This window comes from Chryseobacterium pennipullorum (genome assembly GCF_003384725.1).
GTDB lineage: Bacteria > Bacteroidota > Bacteroidia > Flavobacteriales > Weeksellaceae > Chryseobacterium > Chryseobacterium pennipullorum.
On the sequence record NZ_QNVV01000016.1, the window covers coordinates 59,135 to 75,781 of the forward strand.

Below are 16,647 nucleotides of genomic sequence, written 5' to 3' on the forward strand. Positions count from 1 at the left end.
GATTAAAGATTTTTTAAAATATTTTCAAGTTGTTGAGTTTCGGTATCCGTAAGCGGTTTCAGGGGGCTTCTCAGATTTCCGCCCTCTTGACCCAAAATGTTTAGACCGGCTTTTACAGCTCTTGGGAGACCTTTACCCACAATAAACTTCAAAAGTTCAAACTGCCTGTAGAACACCTTTCTCGCTTTTTCCAGATCTCCTTCTTCTATCGCAGTATACAATTCTAGGGAAAGTTCAGGAATTAGGTTGGGAGCAGCCGTACACCACCCTCTTGCTCCTGCCGAAAATGCTGCCAGAGCCAGAGGATTGGATCCGTTATAGAAAGCTACATCCTCACCCAATTCTTTCCGCAAAAAATGCATCCTCTGGATATCACCTGTACTTTCTTTGATCATGGTGACATTCGGAATTTCAAGGAGCCTTTTCAGAAGAGCGGGAGACATATCTACCCCGCTGGTGGCAGGATTATTATACGCCATAATGGGAATAGATATTTTGCCGGCTACGGCATCATAATGGGCTACAATTTCGTCATCAGTAAGCTTCCAGTAGCTCATCGGGATAATCATGACAGCGTCTGCACCTGCCTGTTCTGCAAATTTTGCATGGTGAACAGTTCTCTCAGTGGTAAGATTAGATACACCGACCAGTGTGGGAATTCTCCCGTTTACCTGCTGTATCGTTGCCTCTGTGACGGCTTCCTTTTCTTCATCAGACAAATAAGGCATTACGCCGGTACTTCCCAAAGGGGCAATCCCATGGCTACCGGAAACGATAAGCTTTTCCACCAGATTTCTGAAAAGAGGAATATCAATATTTTCGTGATCATCAAAAGGAGTAATGGGATAAGCAATAATTCCCTTAAACGGAACATTCTTCATAAGTTGTTGTATTTAAATTTAAAAGGATAAAAAACAGCGTTTATAAGTCGCGGCCCTCTTCTTCTCTCAATGCCACACCCAGGTTCTGCAGCTGTGGAGCATTTTCACAGGCAATGTATTTTGCAGGTTCCGTATCGCTTAGATTCTGATGTCTATGCCACGCCCATGATGGAATGTATACGGCATCACCAGCCTCCCAATGCACTCTTACATCTTCTATTTCTGTCCAGCCTTTTCCTTCGATGACGTACAATACCGTTTCATAGGTGTGGCGATGCTTGTTGGTTTGCTGGTCCGGTAGTAGCCCTCCTATGGTCATGCTTACATTTTTGCTGGGAAGATCCACAAAGAAAACGGGGTGTTTTCTCTCGTTTGAAAACTGATTGTGCTCGCCTGCATTTTCTACATTTTTATGAATGAAATGAGTTGGCTCTACATACTTTGGTCTTGCAAAAGTTTCGTGAAAGTCTTTTGAACTGAATTGTTTCTTGTCCATAATTTAAAAAATTAAATGTTTTGTGCTTTATTGCATGACAAAATTATTCTATATTTGGACTGTTTAAATGATTCAGTTTTTACATAAATAGGTAGTCCAGATGATACGTCCTTGGAAAATAGAATTTGAAATTGATAAAAAACTTGCCAAAGCGGTGTATTTGCAGATCGCAGATACTCTTATTGCTGATATCCGTTCAGGAAGGTTACAGCCGGGTGATGCACTTCCCGGAAGCCGAAACCTCGCGACTATGTTGAAAATCAACAGAAATACAGTGGTGGAAGCCTACCAGGTTCTCATTAATGAGGAATGGGTGACCTCAAAAGAAAGAACAGGGATTTTTGTTTCAGAGCAGCTGCCTGTCCTGCAGAAAGGAGTATCTCATACGCTCTTGCAAACTCTCCAGGAAAAAGAAGTTCAGAAAGGGCTTATGATCAATTTCGATGATGGTCATCCGGACAGTAAAATTGCGCCGGTAACCGAACTGGCAAGGGTGTACAGGCAAATCTTTAACAGGAAAGCAAAGTGGCAGATGATGGGCTATGGCAATGAGCACGGGGATACTGAATTCCGCAGGATGATTTCCCAGATGCTGAATCATCAGCGGGGAATGCAGGTGAATGAGACCGAGGTCTCCATAACCAGGGGAAGCCAGATGGGAATGTTTCTGACTGCCCAGTGCCTTTTGGGACCAGGAGACCATATTATTGTAGAAAATCCGGGATATCAGCCCGCATGGCAGGCTTTTGAATATGCTGGAGCTGGGCTTTTGCCCGTGCCGGTAGATGAGGACGGGATCTGTACCGACTGCATAGAAAAAATTTTAGCAGAAAATAAAAGCGTTAAAGCGATCTATATAACTCCCCACAGACAATACCCAACCACAGTAACCCTGAGCTTGGCAAGGAGATCCAAACTGATAGAGCTCTCTAATCGATATCAGATCACCGTGATCGAAGATGACTACGACAACGAATTCCATTTCGGATACCGCCCTATCCTTCCGCTCTCCAGCTTTCCGGAACTTAATAAATACGTGTATATAGGAACTCTAAGTAAAGTAGTGGCACCTGCATTAAGAATTGGTTATCTCGCAACGAAAAATCAGGATCTCCTGCAAAAAATAGGAAGCCTTCGCAAGATTATCGACGTGCATGGGGATGTAATCATGGAACAGGCGGTGCTTCAGCTCATCAAAGAAGGAGCCGTCAAAAAACATATTAAGAAAGCAACCCTTCATTACAAACATAAAAGAGACTTTGTCTATGAGCTACTGAAAAAATACATGCAGGACGTCGCTGTCTTTACATTGCCCGAAGGCGGCCTGGCTTTTTGGATTGTACCCAAATCAACATTGGATTGGGATAAGGTAGCTGCTGTTTTGCTAGAAAAAAATATTAAGATTATTCATCCCAAGCACTATGGTCAGAACCATGTCAACGGCATCAGACTGAGCTATGGATCTCTTTCGGAAGATCAGTTGGAACAAAGTATTCCCGTTATTGCTGAAGTTTTCACCAAGTTCTCTTAATTTTTTCAGCCACAGTTTATGTTCCAGAACCAGGAACTTTAAGAAAATTGGCCCTGAATCCGTTAAAAAACTTCCGGTATTAGGTAGGTCCATATTCTTGAACCGAAGAATAGAGATCTGATCCATATGAATTTGGAATTCGGGAATCAAGGCCAATTGTAAGCAAATGAGTCTTCGTTTGTACTTTTGTACCCTTTTTGTCTAACTTCATTTAGTCTTGCATTTCATGGAAAAAGTACAAAAGCGGGAAATTTGTGTGATTTTATAGCAAGGCGAAGACTAGTCTACTTCAAAAATTGCCTGGATCTCGACTGACGAATTAACAGGAACTGATGATGCTCCGAAGGTAGCTCTTGCATGCTTCCCCTTTTCTCCAAATACTTCAACAGCAAGATCTGAAGCAATATTCATGAGATCGGCATGCTTTGTATAGTCATCTTTCGTATTGAAAATTCCGGTTAGCTGTACACATTGCTTTACTCTGTTCAAATCTCCCCCCACAGCTTCTTTCAAAACGGATAAAACATTCAGCATCGTGATTTTTGTAGCTTCCTTTACCTGCTGTTCATTCACATCTACTCCCAATTTTCCTGCATTCAGTATTTTTCCATTCTGTAAGGCAACCTGGTTGATGAACACAAGATTTCCGGAACGCACAAAAGGCTGATAATTTCCGGCTGGTTTTGGGACCTGGGGAAGGACAATATTCTTCTGTTGCAATGTTTCATTAATACTCACGGTCTTTTCAACACTGCCAACACTACTTTTTTTCTGACGGGTCCCTCTCAATGCCAAAGCTATTTTGGCAAAGTTTTTCCCCTGAAGTTCCGCAATACTGCGTTCTCCTTTTGTAGGTCTTTCAACATCTTTCAAAGAAGCCATGCTGGTAATACCCAGAACCGTATTTCCCTGCGGAATTGCTTTATTCAGCTCTTCCGTTCCTCTGATTCCGTTGGAAACCAGAACCATCCCGTGCACGGCCAGACTGTTCCAGAAAGCCTGAAGGGCAAGTTCCTTTCCTGCCCCGCTGCCTGCAGACATGAAAACAGTTGCCGGCATTCCTTCCAGGGCATGATCAGTCCATAGCTGAACGGTTTTGGATAAAAATTCGCTCATTCCGGTACTGATATTTCCAAAATACACTGGTGAGCCAAAAGCGATCCCGTCATATGCGGACAGTTCATCTGTTGTAGCTACCGGGAGATCTTTCAATTTTGGGTTTTGTGAGGCTTTAACGAGTTTAATATAAGAAACTGCATTCTTATCACTTTCAATTCCCTTGGAAATTTCTTTAGCAAGTTCATACGTCCCTCCATTATCCGAATGGATGAGGACCAGGATTTTAGCTTTATCTTGTGCCATAATGTTGATGGTATTACTTAATAAAATTAAGATAAAAAAAGAACATAATTTTCTCATTTTGAATAAAATATAAGTTTGATTTATTACTTTGTGTCAACTTTTTCATGTATTGAATCCTGACGCAGTAAAACTTTACAAAATTAGTATTGGCGTTTTTATTAAATTTGCCAAAAGATATATACCAAACGACAAATGAAATGTGGCTTAACTGAAAAATCTGACAGTAAATTTGTAGATACTATTGAAAAAGAAGCGTATGTATGGTGTGAAAAAGACTGGAAACATGACTCTTATGAACACATGCACAACCGTTCTCAGCTTACTTTTGTGGAAGACGGCTACCAGTATTTTCATATCGACCGGAAAATTTATCTTGTTCCCCAGCATCACGTCATCTGGATTCCTTCGGGGAAAGCCCACAAGATTACTTCTGAAGCCACTACCGTAAACCTCATGGTATTTTTGTTCAAATCTGTTTTTGATGAAGATTTTTATCAGCAGGTTCAGGTATTCGCCGTTCCCCCTGTTTTAAAAGAAATGCTGCTGTATGCGTCAAAGTGGAATCAGTCGCTCACAGAAAATGAAGAACAGGAAATTTTCTTTAAAGCAATTTTAAAGAGTCTTCCCAACTTCTGCCGGGAAAGCAACAGGCTTGAGATTCCAGTCCCGGCTGATACCCGGCTGATCCCTGTATGTAACGAAATTAATTCGAGTTTTAAATACAGCCTGAACATTGATTCTCTCGCAGAGAAAGCACAAATGTCAGTAAGGAGCCTTCAGAGGATCTTTAAAAATGAAACCGGAATTACACTTCAAAAGTATCTCCAGCTGACGAGAATTTTAAAAAGCATTGAACTGATCGATACGAAACAGTACACGTTGAGTGAGGTTGCGTATAAAGTGGGCTATCAGAGTTTATCTGCCTTTACCACTTCCTATTTTGCTGTCATGAAAGCAAAACCTGGCCTGAACAGACATCAGGGCGTTTCATCATGAGGCATATCTACGGGTTTGGATTCCGGGGACCCTTTCTCACGGAGCCATATCGAAAGGAGAACCAGTGAGGCAACCGCCAGAAATTCGCTTTGCCAGTTCTGAAAGGATTCAAACCAGAATCTGGACTCCGCAATGTATTGAAGTGCAGTTAGGGTAGGTTCTTTTTTCATCAGCTGTTCAGTATTGAAATCTTTCATGCTTCCGTAGAAATGCAGGATAAAACTCGCAACGAATAAAACTGCGAAAGCCAGCGATAAAGAATGTTTGTATATTTTCAGCCAAAAACCTCCCTTTTTCACTGGCCATGGAGCTTTGAGATGTGGTACAGGCTCCCTGTCCACATCTTCTTTTCCCTCTATAGATTTGGATTCGCTGGAGCCTTTTTGTCTCAGGGAAACCGTTAATAAAACATACAACATCATCTGGAGAAATTCACTCTCCCAGTTTTCAAACGTAGCCTGGATAAAATGTCCGCTTTCGACATACTCGCTTAGCTTTAATGCTTTTTGCCCATTTTCAATCAGTTCTTTATTCTCTGTTTTCCAGCCGGAAAAAAACTGACCGGTAAGCGATAGAAGCATCAAGGCAATCAATATAATGCTTAAACTATTCCGGTAAAAGAAACTCTTACGTGACATAGGTTTTATCTTTAAATTTAATGCTTTTGATAAGGAAATATTTTCTGAAGGTGCTTTGTTGTAGGGCCGGTCAGTATTTTTCCATTGACGTTGAACCTGGAGCCATGGCACGGGCAGTCCCAGCTCAGTTCTGCACTGTTCCATCGTACTTCGCACAAAGCATGCGGGCAGGTACTCTTTAAAAGGTGTAATGTACCGTCACTCTCTTTGTACAGGGCATAAGAAGAACCTTCATACTGAATTACTTTTGCCTCTCCCGCTTTGATTTCGGAAAACGATTCTATTTTTTCTACAGAAATTTTATCTTTGATGAAATCAAATGCAGCGGTCATACCTTCTTTTACAAAATCTGAGAATCCCGCCATTGGCTTTATCCTTGACGGATTGAAAAGATTTTCATACCTGCTGTTTCCATGGACGATCAGATCATGCAGAATCTGTGAAGATAAAGTTCCGAATATCATCCCGTTTCCTCTGAAACCTGTTGCTGCCCATATTTTCCCTTTACTGCCCGGAAGTTTTCCTATGTATGGAAGACCATCTACTGGTTCGTAATACTGACTGGACCAGCTGTAATAAACCGTTTCTACATTAAAGTATTGCCTGACGTAATTTTCAAGCTTCGAAAAGCATTCACCGGTATCCTGAGCATGTCCTGTTTTGTGGTCCTCACCTCCCGCAATCAGAAGGTTTTCGCCATTGATTTCCTGGATACGGTAATAGTGGTAGGGTTCGCTAAGGTCATACCCCAATTCCCATGGATACTTGCTGTCTTTCAGGCTGAATGCCATCGCATAGCTGCGGTAGGGGGCATTGGTGAAATGAAGAATATTTAATCCTGGTGGGATATGCGTCGCATAGACTACATTTTTTGCCCTTATTTCTCCTTTGGAAGTTTTCAAAACCACGTCATCTTCGTGTTCGGTGTGCTCTTCACAAAAGCAGTTTTCCACTATAGATCCACCCAGTTGCAGAAAGGCATCACATAGGCCTTTCACGTATTGTATCGGATGAAACTGCCCCTGACCGGGGATTATCACGGCTACTCTAAAGGGGATAGGAAAGGGAATATCATTGGTGTATCTCATTTCAATTCCTACTTCAGTAGCTCCTTCTACAATATCCTTTAACTGTTTCTCCTGCTTTTCATCCAAGGCAAAAAGGTAAGCGGCTTTTCGTGTAAAGCTGCAGGGTATGTTGTATTTCTGAATGAAAGTTTCAATAATGTGAATGGCCTCTTTACCGGATTCTGCATAGAGCTTTGCACCGTCTGCTCCAAAATCTTTACTCACCTGACCAAAAGGGGTATCAAAAAAAGTATTCAGGTGTGCAGTGGTCCCGCCGGTCGTTCCGAACCCGATGTTAGCAGATTCCAGAAGAATACATTTTTTACCGGATTCCTGTAGTTTCAGAGCAGTTGAGACACCGGTTATTCCACCGCCAACTACCGCTACATCAAATAGCTGCTGAAAATCGGTTTCTGTAGAAAATTTTCTGATTTCTTCCTGCCAGATGCTTTTTCTTGCTCCATCTCTGTACATAACTTGATTTTTTACGGTTGAACTGATCTGATCGCTAACGTATCACTTTCAGGAGAATTCATTGCATTTTTGCCGGTTCCGGCTGATTTCGAAGCTTTTCTTTTTTCAGACTCATCTTCATCCAGGTTACATCTGCATGAAGCGAAAGTAAATAAGCCTAAAACACCTAAAATAAATGCGGAAGTTTTCATATTTTTAATTTTATAGTTTCAATTTTTATCCATTGATAATCAATCCCCCATTGGGATGCAGGACCTGACCAGTTATCTGCGCCGCATCATCGCTGGCTAAGAATAAAAAACTGGTGGCAATCTCCTCCGGGGTCGCATTTCTGTCTAGCGGAGGTTGGTTGGGATTTTCTTCTTCTTCATCAAATGTTTTTTTGGTAAGCGGGGTTGCCACAGGCCCAGGAGCAACGGCATTGATCCGGATTCCTTTAGGTTTTGCCTGCAATGCCAGAGATCGCGTGAAGGAGACAATCGCTCCCTTCGTGGCAGAATAGTCGAGCAATTCGGGATGTCCCTGGTAGGCTGCCGCAGATGTCGTATTGATCACGGAGCTTCCTTCTTTCAGATAAGGAAAAACGATTTTCGTTAATAATATCATTCCGATAATATTAGAATCAAATGTTTTTCTGATCTGTTTCTCTTCCAGGTCTTCGATGTTGTCTGCTGGAAACTGTACCCCCGCATTATTGACCAGAATATCAATCCCTCCAAAGGCCGATATTACCTGGGCGGCAGTTTCTTCACCAAACTGGTAATCATTGATATCCCCCTGGAAAAGCATACATTTTCTTCCCAGACTTTCGATCTCTTTTTTAGTTTTCTCAGCATCGTCTTTACTGGTGTGGTAAATAATGGCAATATCGGCACCTTCCTGTGCAAAAAGCAATGCTACCGCTTTACCTATACCACTGTCTGCACCGGTAATCAGTACAGATCTGTTGTGTAGTTTTCCCATGACAGCTCTTATTTTTCAGTGACAGGTTTCTGCATTTCGGCCATATTGCGGGCGGCCATGCTGTCTGTACTAAGATTAGACATGGCCACTGAAAGTTTGTTTTTCAATCCCGAAATAATTTTATCATCCCCGTTCATTAAGGCTTTATACCCATCAATGGCCACTTCTTCCGGAGAAGCCAGACTTTCCCTGTCTTCTAGGATTTTGCTTCTGTTCATATCTGCTTTATTGAAAAAATCAGTATTTGTAGGGCCAGGTAAAAGTGCTGTCACACTAATTCCTGAGTCTTTCAGTTCTTCACGGATGGCCTCGGACCAGGACAGTATAAACGCTTTGGTGGCATGATATACCGAATGCCACGGACCGGGAACCTTGCTGGCCACAGAAGCCAGGTTGAGTATTTTCCCGGATCCTTTAGGCAGCCGGTCTTTGACGAACAACTTTGTTAATATGATGACTGAAATAATATTTAAATTAACAATATCCACCTCCCGATGAATATCGGTATCCTGAAACTTCCCATAGCCCCCCTGACCGGCATCATTAACGAGAATTTCCGGGCTTATTGCATTCATTTTCAATTCAGAATATAATGAATAGGCTTCTTCCTGCAGAAACAGATTTTTAGAAATAGGAATGACATTCACCCCATAATTCTTTAACTCATCGGCTTTTGATTTCAATGTTTCGTGATCCCTGGCAACAATCACAAGATCGTAACCGTTTTGGGCAAACTGTCTGGCAAGCTCATATCCTATTCCGCTGCTTGCTCCCGTGATAAGGACATACTGATTCTTACGTTCCATACATCTTATTTTAAAATTAACAGCCTGTTAATCTCACTTTTAAAACATCCCAAAATAAACTCCGTATAATACATCTGGGCATTCAGAGCCTGCGTTTTCTGATGCAGTTCCAGTTTTTTGGTGAGGATGATCTCCCCTTTGTAAGAGAAGGCGAAATACGCAAATATTTTATACGATGAATTCCTGATGGGTGTGCAGTATCCTGTAGTGGCAATGGACCAGTCTGATTCGAAAAGCCTGGCAACATTCAGGGCCATTGTTTGTGCTATATTTTCCGAAACACAGTCGCATTCTTCAGCTTCATGCCGGTTTACCTTCAACAGCCTTACTTTTTCATCAATCGTATAGGTGGTGATGCCGCCTTTATAAAAAAGTGAAGCATTGGGCATCTGTGAGAAAGCCAGCTGCAGACACCCTGAAGTCACACTTTCAGCCATAGAAATGGTTTCATCAGTGGTCATAAGAGATTGGCTTATATAGTCGAGAAGATTGGTTTGAAATTCCATAATTCTTATATTTTAAAATGATTGACAAGGCTTTAAAGCCCTGAAAGTTTCCATGGGTCAAGGACCACTTTTACACATCCGTCTTCTTTTTTATCGAAGATCTGATATCCCTTATCTACAGCATCCAGAGGCAGCCGGTGAGTAATAATATCATCAAGGGTGATGCGGTCTGTTTCCACATAATTCATGAGACGGTCTATGATAGGATGTACATTACACTGTCCTGCTTTTATGGTAATTCCCTTATCGAAAATCTGACCAAGCCTGAAGTTATCATAATTGACGGGATAAACACCGAGTACGGAAACAATTCCGCCTCTTCTTACCGCACTCATACAGGCTTCAAGAACCTTAATGGACCCTTTTTCAAAATTGAGAACTGCTTTGGCTTTGTCTATAAAGCTTCTTTCAGGCTCAAAGCCCACTGCTTCGATGCAAAGATCTGTTCCTCTGCCGTCTGTCATATCTCTGATCTGTTCAATAGTGCTTTCGGCGTCCTCCCATAAAATGGTCTCACAGCCGGTCAGTTTTTTGATCTTATCCAGCCTGTACTGGAGGGTATCAATAACGATCACCTTGGACGCATTGTGAAGGACAGCACTTTTAGCTGCCATTGATCCTACAGGGCCGGCACCAAAAACAGCAACGGTTTCTCCTCCCTTTAGTTCACCCCACATCACGCCGCTATAGCCTGTCGGGAAAATATCGGTTAGAAATAAAACCTGCTCATCAGTCAAATTTTCGGGCACTTTTCTTGGCCCGAAATGGGCATAAGGTACCCGTACATATTGAGCCTGGCCACCGCTGTATCCGCCATACAAATCCGTATATCCGAATAAGGCACCGCCCTTCTCTTTAAAAATTCCTCCTTCAGGTCCATAGAAATCAGGATTACTGTGCTCACAGGCTGTGGGAAGATCGTGCTGGCAGAAGAAACAGCTTCCACAGGCTATTGGAAAGGGGACTACAACCCGGTCTCCAGCCTTTAGGTGAGTAATATTCTTCCCGGTTTCTTCCACAATTCCCATAAATTCGTGGCCCATAATCATAGGCTTTGCCTGGGGAATCCCTCCGGAGTAGATATGCAGATCGCTTCCACATATTGCGGTGGAGGTTACTTTCAGAATAATGTCATGATCGTCCAGGATCTTAGGATCTTCGACGGTGTCACAGGTGATGTTACCTGGTGAGTGAAAAACTGCTGCTTTCATAATGGTATATATTAAGTGTGATGGTGTGAAGGGAATTTTTGATTATGACTGCGTGTTTCTCTCCATTTCCAGGTCCCAAACCCTGTGTTGTGCAATAGCGTTGATAAAAAGTTCATCCGGAGTGTTATCTTCCCACGTGATAATTGCAGGATCTTTATGCTGTCTGGCGGCCACATTTGAGAGCTGGTAAAGTGGTTCTGTACCTTCTCCAAAACAGATGGCTTTGCAGTGCTTATACGCTTCATTAATAAAATTCAGCACCTTAGGTTTGTTTTCAGGGTCCATGAGCTCTTTGGCCGAATTTTCTCCTGAACAAATGAATAGTGCATCAAAACAAACGCTTGCAGTGCTGGTTAAAGAATGCTTAGGCGTAAGATTTTCTTCTCCTGTTGTTTTTACAGGTGCAAGGCTCGGTGCTATCATTTCAACGGTTGCCCCGTCTCTTTCAAGTTTTGTTTTAAAATCACTGACGGCCGCACCTTCAACTCCATTGGCTATGATAAATCCTATTTTCCTGCTTTTCACGGTATTTTTAACCGTATTTTTCATACTTAATGCCTCCGAGCTTTTTGTATGAGGCTCTCTCTCTTCGCTCTGCAATTCTTCGATATTACTATCTGCCGGCAAGCTTTGGTTTGGCTGCTCGAGCTTTTTAACCTGAACGCCCAGCTTTTTGGCCACTTTTTCGGCTAGAGACCTATCAATATAAGCCAGCTGACCTACCATTCTTTCTCTCACTTCGGGAATGGTCACTTTGGACAATTCAAAAATCAAGGCATTCTGAAGGTGCTTTGCTTCCGGTTCCGATTGGCTGTTATAAAATAGTTTTGCCTGAGAATAATGATCAACAAAACTTTTGCTTCTTTCTCTGACTTTAGCTCCGGAAACTCTTTCCTCCTGCGACGTAAAACCACCTTCAGACATCATCGCCTGAAACGGACAGCCTCCTCCAATAGAATTGGGTTCATAGCTGCTTTTTCCTTTGACGATCTGCTGTCTCATGTGTCCGTCACGCTGATTGTTGTGAACCGTATTGATGGATCTGTTGATTGGGATTTCATGAAAATTGGGAGATCCCAATCTCGAAAGCTGGGTGTCTGTATATGAGAATAATCTTCCCTGTAGCAGCGGATCATTGCTAAAGTCTATTCCCGGAATAATATGGCCGGGGTGAAAAGCAATCTGCTCGGTTTCTGCAAAGAAATTATCAGGATTTCTGTTTAAGGTCAATGTTCCGAAAATCTCCACGGGAACTTCTTCTTCCGGAACCAGTTTTGTAGGATCCAGAAGGTCAAAATCAAACTTATGTTCGTCTTCTTCAGGAATTAACTGTACTCCGAAGTCCCATTCCGGGTAACTTCCGCTTTCAATAGCCTCCCAAAGATCTCTTTTATGAAAATCAGAATCGACTCCTGAAATCCTTTGAGCTTCATCCCAAGATACAGAATGCACCCCAAGTTTTGGTTTAAAATGAAACTTTACAAAGTGTACTTTTCCTTCTTCATTGATGAACTTAAATGAATGTACTCCAAATCCTTCCATCATTCTCAGGCTTCTCGGAATCGCCCTGTCGCTCATTAGCCACATGATCATGTGCATACTTTCCGGCATCAGTGAAATAAAATCCCAGAATGTGTCATGAGCGGAAGCGGCCTGTGGTATTTCATTATCAGGTTCAGGCTTCACTGCATGTACAAGGTCGGGAAACTTTATGGCATCCTGAATAAAAAAAACAGGCATATTATTGGCAACCAGATCATAATTGCCCTCTTCAGTATAAAACTTTATGGCAAAACCCCGGACATCTCTGGCAAGATCGGTACTTCCTTTACTTCCGGCTACGGTAGAAAATCTTACAAAAACAGGAGTTTCTTTTCCTATTTCTCCTAAGAATTTAGCTTTGGTATATGCTGCGAGACTCTTGGTAAGTGTAAAAACTCCATGGGCCCCAGATCCCCGGGCATGCACTACTCTTTCCGGAATTCTTTCATGGTCGAAATGGGTGATCTTTTCCCTTAAAATAAAATCTTCCAGTAATGAAGGTCCCCGTTCTCCAGCTTTTAAAGAATCCTGATTATTATTAATTTTGAGCCCCTGGTCGGTTGTCAGTTTTTCATTTTCATTAGAAGTGCTGTGCTGCTCCAGTTGCTCTGTTTTTCTGTTGGTCTTGTTGGTGTCGTTCGTTTTCATATTCATAAATTTTGTTGTAATTGTAGTGTTTAAAGCAGCAGGAGATGTACGGTGCCAATGGCTAATCCGTATTCCCGTTCTCCAGGATATGCAGAATCCTGTTGATGTATTCTTCCTCTTTCAGTACTTTATAATAGGCTGTTTTAGCATATAAACTAAAAGAAGGGTTTTCTATTCTTATTTCAGAAGCCATGTGAGACGTACTCATTGTACTTTGGCTGTGAAATTCCCGGATGTGGAGAATATATTCTTCAATATAAGTATCTATGGTTTTTTTCAGAACCTCACATTTTGCATTCTTTTTAATCTTTTCCAGAGAATTGATCAGAAAAGCGGTCACTCCATAAGAATTCATAATACCCGGAAACAAAGATTCATTTTCCAGGGCGTTCGTCTTATCATTCAGTCCAGAATGCTGAAAAGTTTCATTTTCAAATATCATATGTAAAGAGGTTATTAGTTGTTGGATGCTTTTAAATACTGCTCAAAATAATGGAGATCATCCTTATCTTTGATCGAAAGATAAAACATGATTTGTTCAGGTTCTTTCAGTCCGATGCTGTTGAAGCAATCGAAGTGAGCAATGAGTGCCTGGATATTTTCAATGTCTATATCTTTGAGAATAATGAACAACAAAAATATATTGTCCTTTATTTCTTTAGCATAGACAGCAGCCCCATCTTCGAAGCACTTTCCATTATTGGAGACCTTTATAAAGTCTTTGTGTTTCAGTGTTTTTATTATTTTCTGACAGTCCATATATATTTGAGTTCATGGTTAAAATAAGCTGTAGGCTTATTGTTTATTAACTTAGTCTCTGGTATACCTTCTTTTCCCGCTGCTTCGCATTGACTTAAACATTGGCGTGGCTAGAATGTGAAGTGATATTTGAGTTAAAAAAATCACCTTATCAATCATAATCCCCGGTTGTTTTTTAGACGACAATGGTCTGAATGTGATCATTTCAAATGGATGAAATAAAAAGCCTTTTTATTGAGATTCGAAGGGTAATACCGGAATCTTACCTATCAAATCTACGTAAGAATAATTCACTTTTTTATGACCTGAGTCATGTTGGTAGAAATAAATATTTGGATAATGCGCAATTTTTGGAATGAGGTATCTGCTTGTGCAATAGAATGTTTGGAGATGAATGGAGCTCCGGAAAACTGACCATCTGAATTGCAAATATAAGGTATTGTATCCCATCCCACCCGATCTGCAGATGAATACAATAGGTCTTCTGTACCTCGCGGTACAGAAGACTTTTACCTTTCTGTTTTCTTTTAATAATTTGACGGATATACCGAAAAACGTAAAGTAAAACTGAAAATTTTCTTAATATAAAATTTTACGGTTTTCGATTCTGACAATCTTTTCGCGTTCCATATGCTTTATGGTTCGTATTGCCGTTTCTACGCAAAGTCCGGTAAGACTTGCCATCTGTTGCCTCGTGAGAGGAATCATGAAAGAATAGGGAGTAAGATCTTCCTGGAAGCTTTTCAGATAATCCATTAACCCTCTGATTCTTATAGAAGGATTCTGGGATGAAATGTTCAGCATCATGACAAACTTATTATAAAGGTTTTGCGAAAGAGCATTATTCACCTCCATGCATAAGTCTGAAGAATTTTTTATTAAAGAAAAAAAGATCGATTTTGGAAGCCGCATCACACTGCAGCGTGTAATGGCTTCGGCATTCATAGGATAGGGTTTGTCAATAAAAAGAACAGATTCTCCACAGCTCTGCCCGTCAGACAGAAAGTTTTGGATAAATTCCTTCCCTTCCTCATTGTAATTGTTAAGTTTTACATCTCCCTCTATAATCTGATAGTAATAGTTTGGAGTATCACCCTCACAGAAAATACTTTCTGAAGGTTCATAGCGCCTTATTTCCGCCCCCGCTGACCGTAAAATGTTCTCGTCAATAACCATAATAATTTGTTTTTTGGTGTTGTTTTCTTCTTGTAAATCTTAGTAAAAATATCATTGGGGAACTACCATTAAAGGTATGCAAATACCGAACCTAACCCATTATACATAACGTTAAATAAAGTTAAATTAGTTAAATTATTTATTTAATTTTTATTATATGTATGTAAAATATTTAAAAATAAACATTGTTTTAATTTACTTTAACATCAACCACTTCATCTGCAGACTATAAGAAAACCCGTTTCCATCTAGAAACGGGTTTTAAATCTATGACGGGAAAGTTGATTCTTTTAAACTGATTATTTTTTGGAAGGCGCGTTACCTGACGCATTCATGCTGTCCAGGTATTTGGTAGTTGCAGGGTCTGTACGCATGGTATCTGCAGGCATAGGGGAAGAGGTAACTGCTGTATCCACTTTTACGGAATCTGTAATAATACTATCCGTAGTTATGGACGTTTCCGATTTTGTTTCTTTCTTACAGCTTAGGACTACAAATCCGATAAGCATCAGTGACATGATAAATTTCATAATAGTATATTTTGTGTGTTATCAAAAGTAGATAATTCTCAATACACTATTTATGATCGAAGTCATAACGCTTTATAATTGATCATTTCGCAAACTTTTTTGTTCCCGCTACACATAAGATTACTCCCACGGTAACTCCTAACATTCCGATGCTTACCTGCTCATGAAGGATATACGCAGCCAGCGCAAGACCAAAGAACGGCTGTAGCAGCTGAAGCTGTCCTACAGAAGTGATTCCTCCCTGGGCCAGACCTTTGTACCAGAATATAAATCCGATAAACATACTGAATAAGGAAATATAACCTAATCCAAACCATCCTTTGAAACTGATGCTTTCCACATGATCCGGAAAATATATAAAAAATAAAGGGAGCATTACCGGTAAAGCAATGATAAGGGCCCATGAAATAACCTGCCATCCACCCAGTGTTTTGGAAAGTTTAGCCCCTTCAGCATAGCCGAGTCCACATAAAATAACAGCAAGAAGCATAAGAATATCACCAATCGGCGAGGCTGAAATTCCCTGAGAGAAAGCAAAGCCCATCACCAAGAGACTTCCAATGATCGAAAAGAACCAGAATATCGGATGGGGTCGTTCTCCACCACGCCATACTCCAAAAACAGCTGTAGCCAGAGGAAGCATTCCCAGAAATACAATAGAATGCGCCGAGGTCAGATACTGCAGAGCCAGAGAAGAAAGCAGGGGAAATCCTATCACACAACCCACAGCGACCAGAATCAATGAAAAGAGCTGATGCTTTTCAGGACGCTTTTCTTTATAGATGAGCACCACCGAAAGGGCCAGTATCCCGGCTATTACCGCCCGGGCAATGGTTGCAAATATAGGATTCATTTCCATGACCGCCAGTTTGGTCGCGGGCATGGATCCACTGAACAGCAATACACCGATGAAACCATTGATCCACCCACTCATTGCCTGGTCTTTTGAAATTCTATCTGTCATCATTTTTAATAAGCTTTTGATTGATGCCTCAAAATTAGAGAGGATAAATATATAAACACAGTATCAGTTTTGTATATTTGCATGAGCACAGTTAAAA

General features: G+C 41.1%; 18 protein-coding genes. 2 read left to right on the forward strand and 16 right to left on the reverse strand.

Annotation, left to right across the window (positions count from 1 at the left end):
- Positions 1-2: 2 nt before the first annotated feature.
- Positions 3-881 carry a dihydrodipicolinate synthase family protein gene (locus DRF67_RS16000; RefSeq protein ID WP_115929301.1) on the reverse strand — a complete coding sequence of 293 codons (879 nt, stop codon included), beginning with the start codon at positions 879-881 and terminating at the stop codon, positions 3-5.
- A 40-nt stretch (positions 882-921) separates the two neighbouring features.
- The gene (locus DRF67_RS16005; protein WP_115929302.1) at positions 922-1,377 is read right to left on the reverse strand and encodes a cupin domain-containing protein; all 456 of its coding nucleotides are present in this window, start codon (positions 1,375-1,377) and stop codon (positions 922-924) included.
- Positions 1,378-1,477: 100 nt separating this feature from the next.
- Here DRF67_RS16005 and pdxR point away from each other — a divergent pair, with 100 nt between their 5' ends.
- Positions 1,478-2,908, forward strand: coding sequence for a MocR-like pyridoxine biosynthesis transcription factor PdxR (gene pdxR / locus DRF67_RS16010; protein ID WP_115929303.1), 1,431 nt, complete (start codon positions 1,478-1,480; stop codon positions 2,906-2,908).
- 279 nt (positions 2,909-3,187) lie between these two features.
- Here pdxR and DRF67_RS16015 read toward each other — a convergent pair whose 3' ends face one another.
- On the reverse strand, positions 3,188-4,327 hold the full coding sequence (locus DRF67_RS16015) for an Atu1372/SO_1960 family protein (protein WP_115929304.1): 1,140 nt from the start codon (positions 4,325-4,327) through the stop codon (positions 3,188-3,190).
- Positions 4,328-4,462: 135 nt separating this feature from the next.
- Here DRF67_RS16015 and DRF67_RS16020 point away from each other — a divergent pair, with 135 nt between their 5' ends.
- Positions 4,463-5,266, forward strand: coding sequence for a helix-turn-helix domain-containing protein (locus DRF67_RS16020; protein ID WP_115929305.1), 804 nt, complete (start codon positions 4,463-4,465; stop codon positions 5,264-5,266).
- Here DRF67_RS16020 and DRF67_RS16025 read toward each other — a convergent pair.
- The 13 genes from DRF67_RS16025 to DRF67_RS16085 form a co-directional block, all read right to left on the reverse strand.
- Positions 5,248-5,904 (reverse strand): DUF6766 family protein, encoded by a 657-nt coding sequence (locus DRF67_RS16025; RefSeq protein ID WP_115929306.1) that lies wholly within the window; start codon positions 5,902-5,904, stop codon positions 5,248-5,250. The two genes, DRF67_RS16020 and DRF67_RS16025, sit on opposite strands and share 19 nt — an antisense overlap.
- 17 nt (positions 5,905-5,921) lie before the next feature.
- Complete coding sequence (locus tag DRF67_RS16030; RefSeq protein WP_115929307.1) at positions 5,922-7,445, reverse strand: FAD-dependent oxidoreductase; 1,524 nt, start codon at positions 7,443-7,445, stop codon at positions 5,922-5,924.
- Between the two features lie 11 nt (positions 7,446-7,456).
- Positions 7,457-7,636: a hypothetical protein gene (locus DRF67_RS16035; RefSeq protein WP_115929308.1), complete on the reverse strand. Its 180-nt coding sequence runs from the start codon at positions 7,634-7,636 to the stop codon at positions 7,457-7,459.
- A gap of 25 nt (positions 7,637-7,661) precedes the next feature.
- On the reverse strand, positions 7,662-8,408 hold the full coding sequence (locus DRF67_RS16040) for an SDR family oxidoreductase (RefSeq protein WP_115929309.1): 747 nt from the start codon (positions 8,406-8,408) through the stop codon (positions 7,662-7,664).
- An 8-nt stretch (positions 8,409-8,416) separates the two neighbouring features.
- The gene (locus DRF67_RS16045) at positions 8,417-9,214 is read right to left on the reverse strand and encodes an SDR family NAD(P)-dependent oxidoreductase (RefSeq protein WP_115929310.1); all 798 of its coding nucleotides are present in this window, start codon (positions 9,212-9,214) and stop codon (positions 8,417-8,419) included.
- Between the two features lie 5 nt (positions 9,215-9,219).
- Complete coding sequence (locus DRF67_RS16050; protein ID WP_115929311.1) at positions 9,220-9,720, reverse strand: CinA family protein; 501 nt, start codon at positions 9,718-9,720, stop codon at positions 9,220-9,222.
- Between the two features lie 32 nt (positions 9,721-9,752).
- Positions 9,753-10,931, reverse strand: a complete 1,179-nt coding sequence (locus tag DRF67_RS16055) for a zinc-dependent alcohol dehydrogenase (protein ID WP_115929312.1) — start codon at positions 10,929-10,931, stop codon at positions 9,753-9,755.
- A 42-nt stretch (positions 10,932-10,973) separates the two neighbouring features.
- Entirely contained in the window at positions 10,974-13,127 is a 2,154-nt protein-coding gene (locus tag DRF67_RS16060; protein ID WP_115929313.1) for a catalase, read from the reverse strand.
- Between the two features lie 55 nt (positions 13,128-13,182).
- On the reverse strand, positions 13,183-13,563 hold the full coding sequence (locus DRF67_RS16065; RefSeq protein WP_115929314.1) for a hypothetical protein: 381 nt from the start codon (positions 13,561-13,563) through the stop codon (positions 13,183-13,185).
- Positions 13,564-13,577: 14 nt separating this feature from the next.
- Entirely contained in the window at positions 13,578-13,880 is a 303-nt protein-coding gene (locus DRF67_RS16070) for a hypothetical protein (protein ID WP_115929315.1), read from the reverse strand.
- 579 nt (positions 13,881-14,459) lie between these two features.
- On the reverse strand, positions 14,460-15,056 hold the full coding sequence (locus DRF67_RS16075; RefSeq protein WP_115929316.1) for a Crp/Fnr family transcriptional regulator: 597 nt from the start codon (positions 15,054-15,056) through the stop codon (positions 14,460-14,462).
- A gap of 299 nt (positions 15,057-15,355) precedes the next feature.
- On the reverse strand, positions 15,356-15,586 hold the full coding sequence (locus DRF67_RS16080; protein WP_115929317.1) for a hypothetical protein: 231 nt from the start codon (positions 15,584-15,586) through the stop codon (positions 15,356-15,358).
- 82 nt (positions 15,587-15,668) lie between these two features.
- Positions 15,669-16,553, reverse strand: a complete 885-nt coding sequence (locus DRF67_RS16085) for a DMT family transporter (protein WP_115929318.1) — start codon at positions 16,551-16,553, stop codon at positions 15,669-15,671.
- Positions 16,554-16,647: the final 94 nt, after the last annotated feature.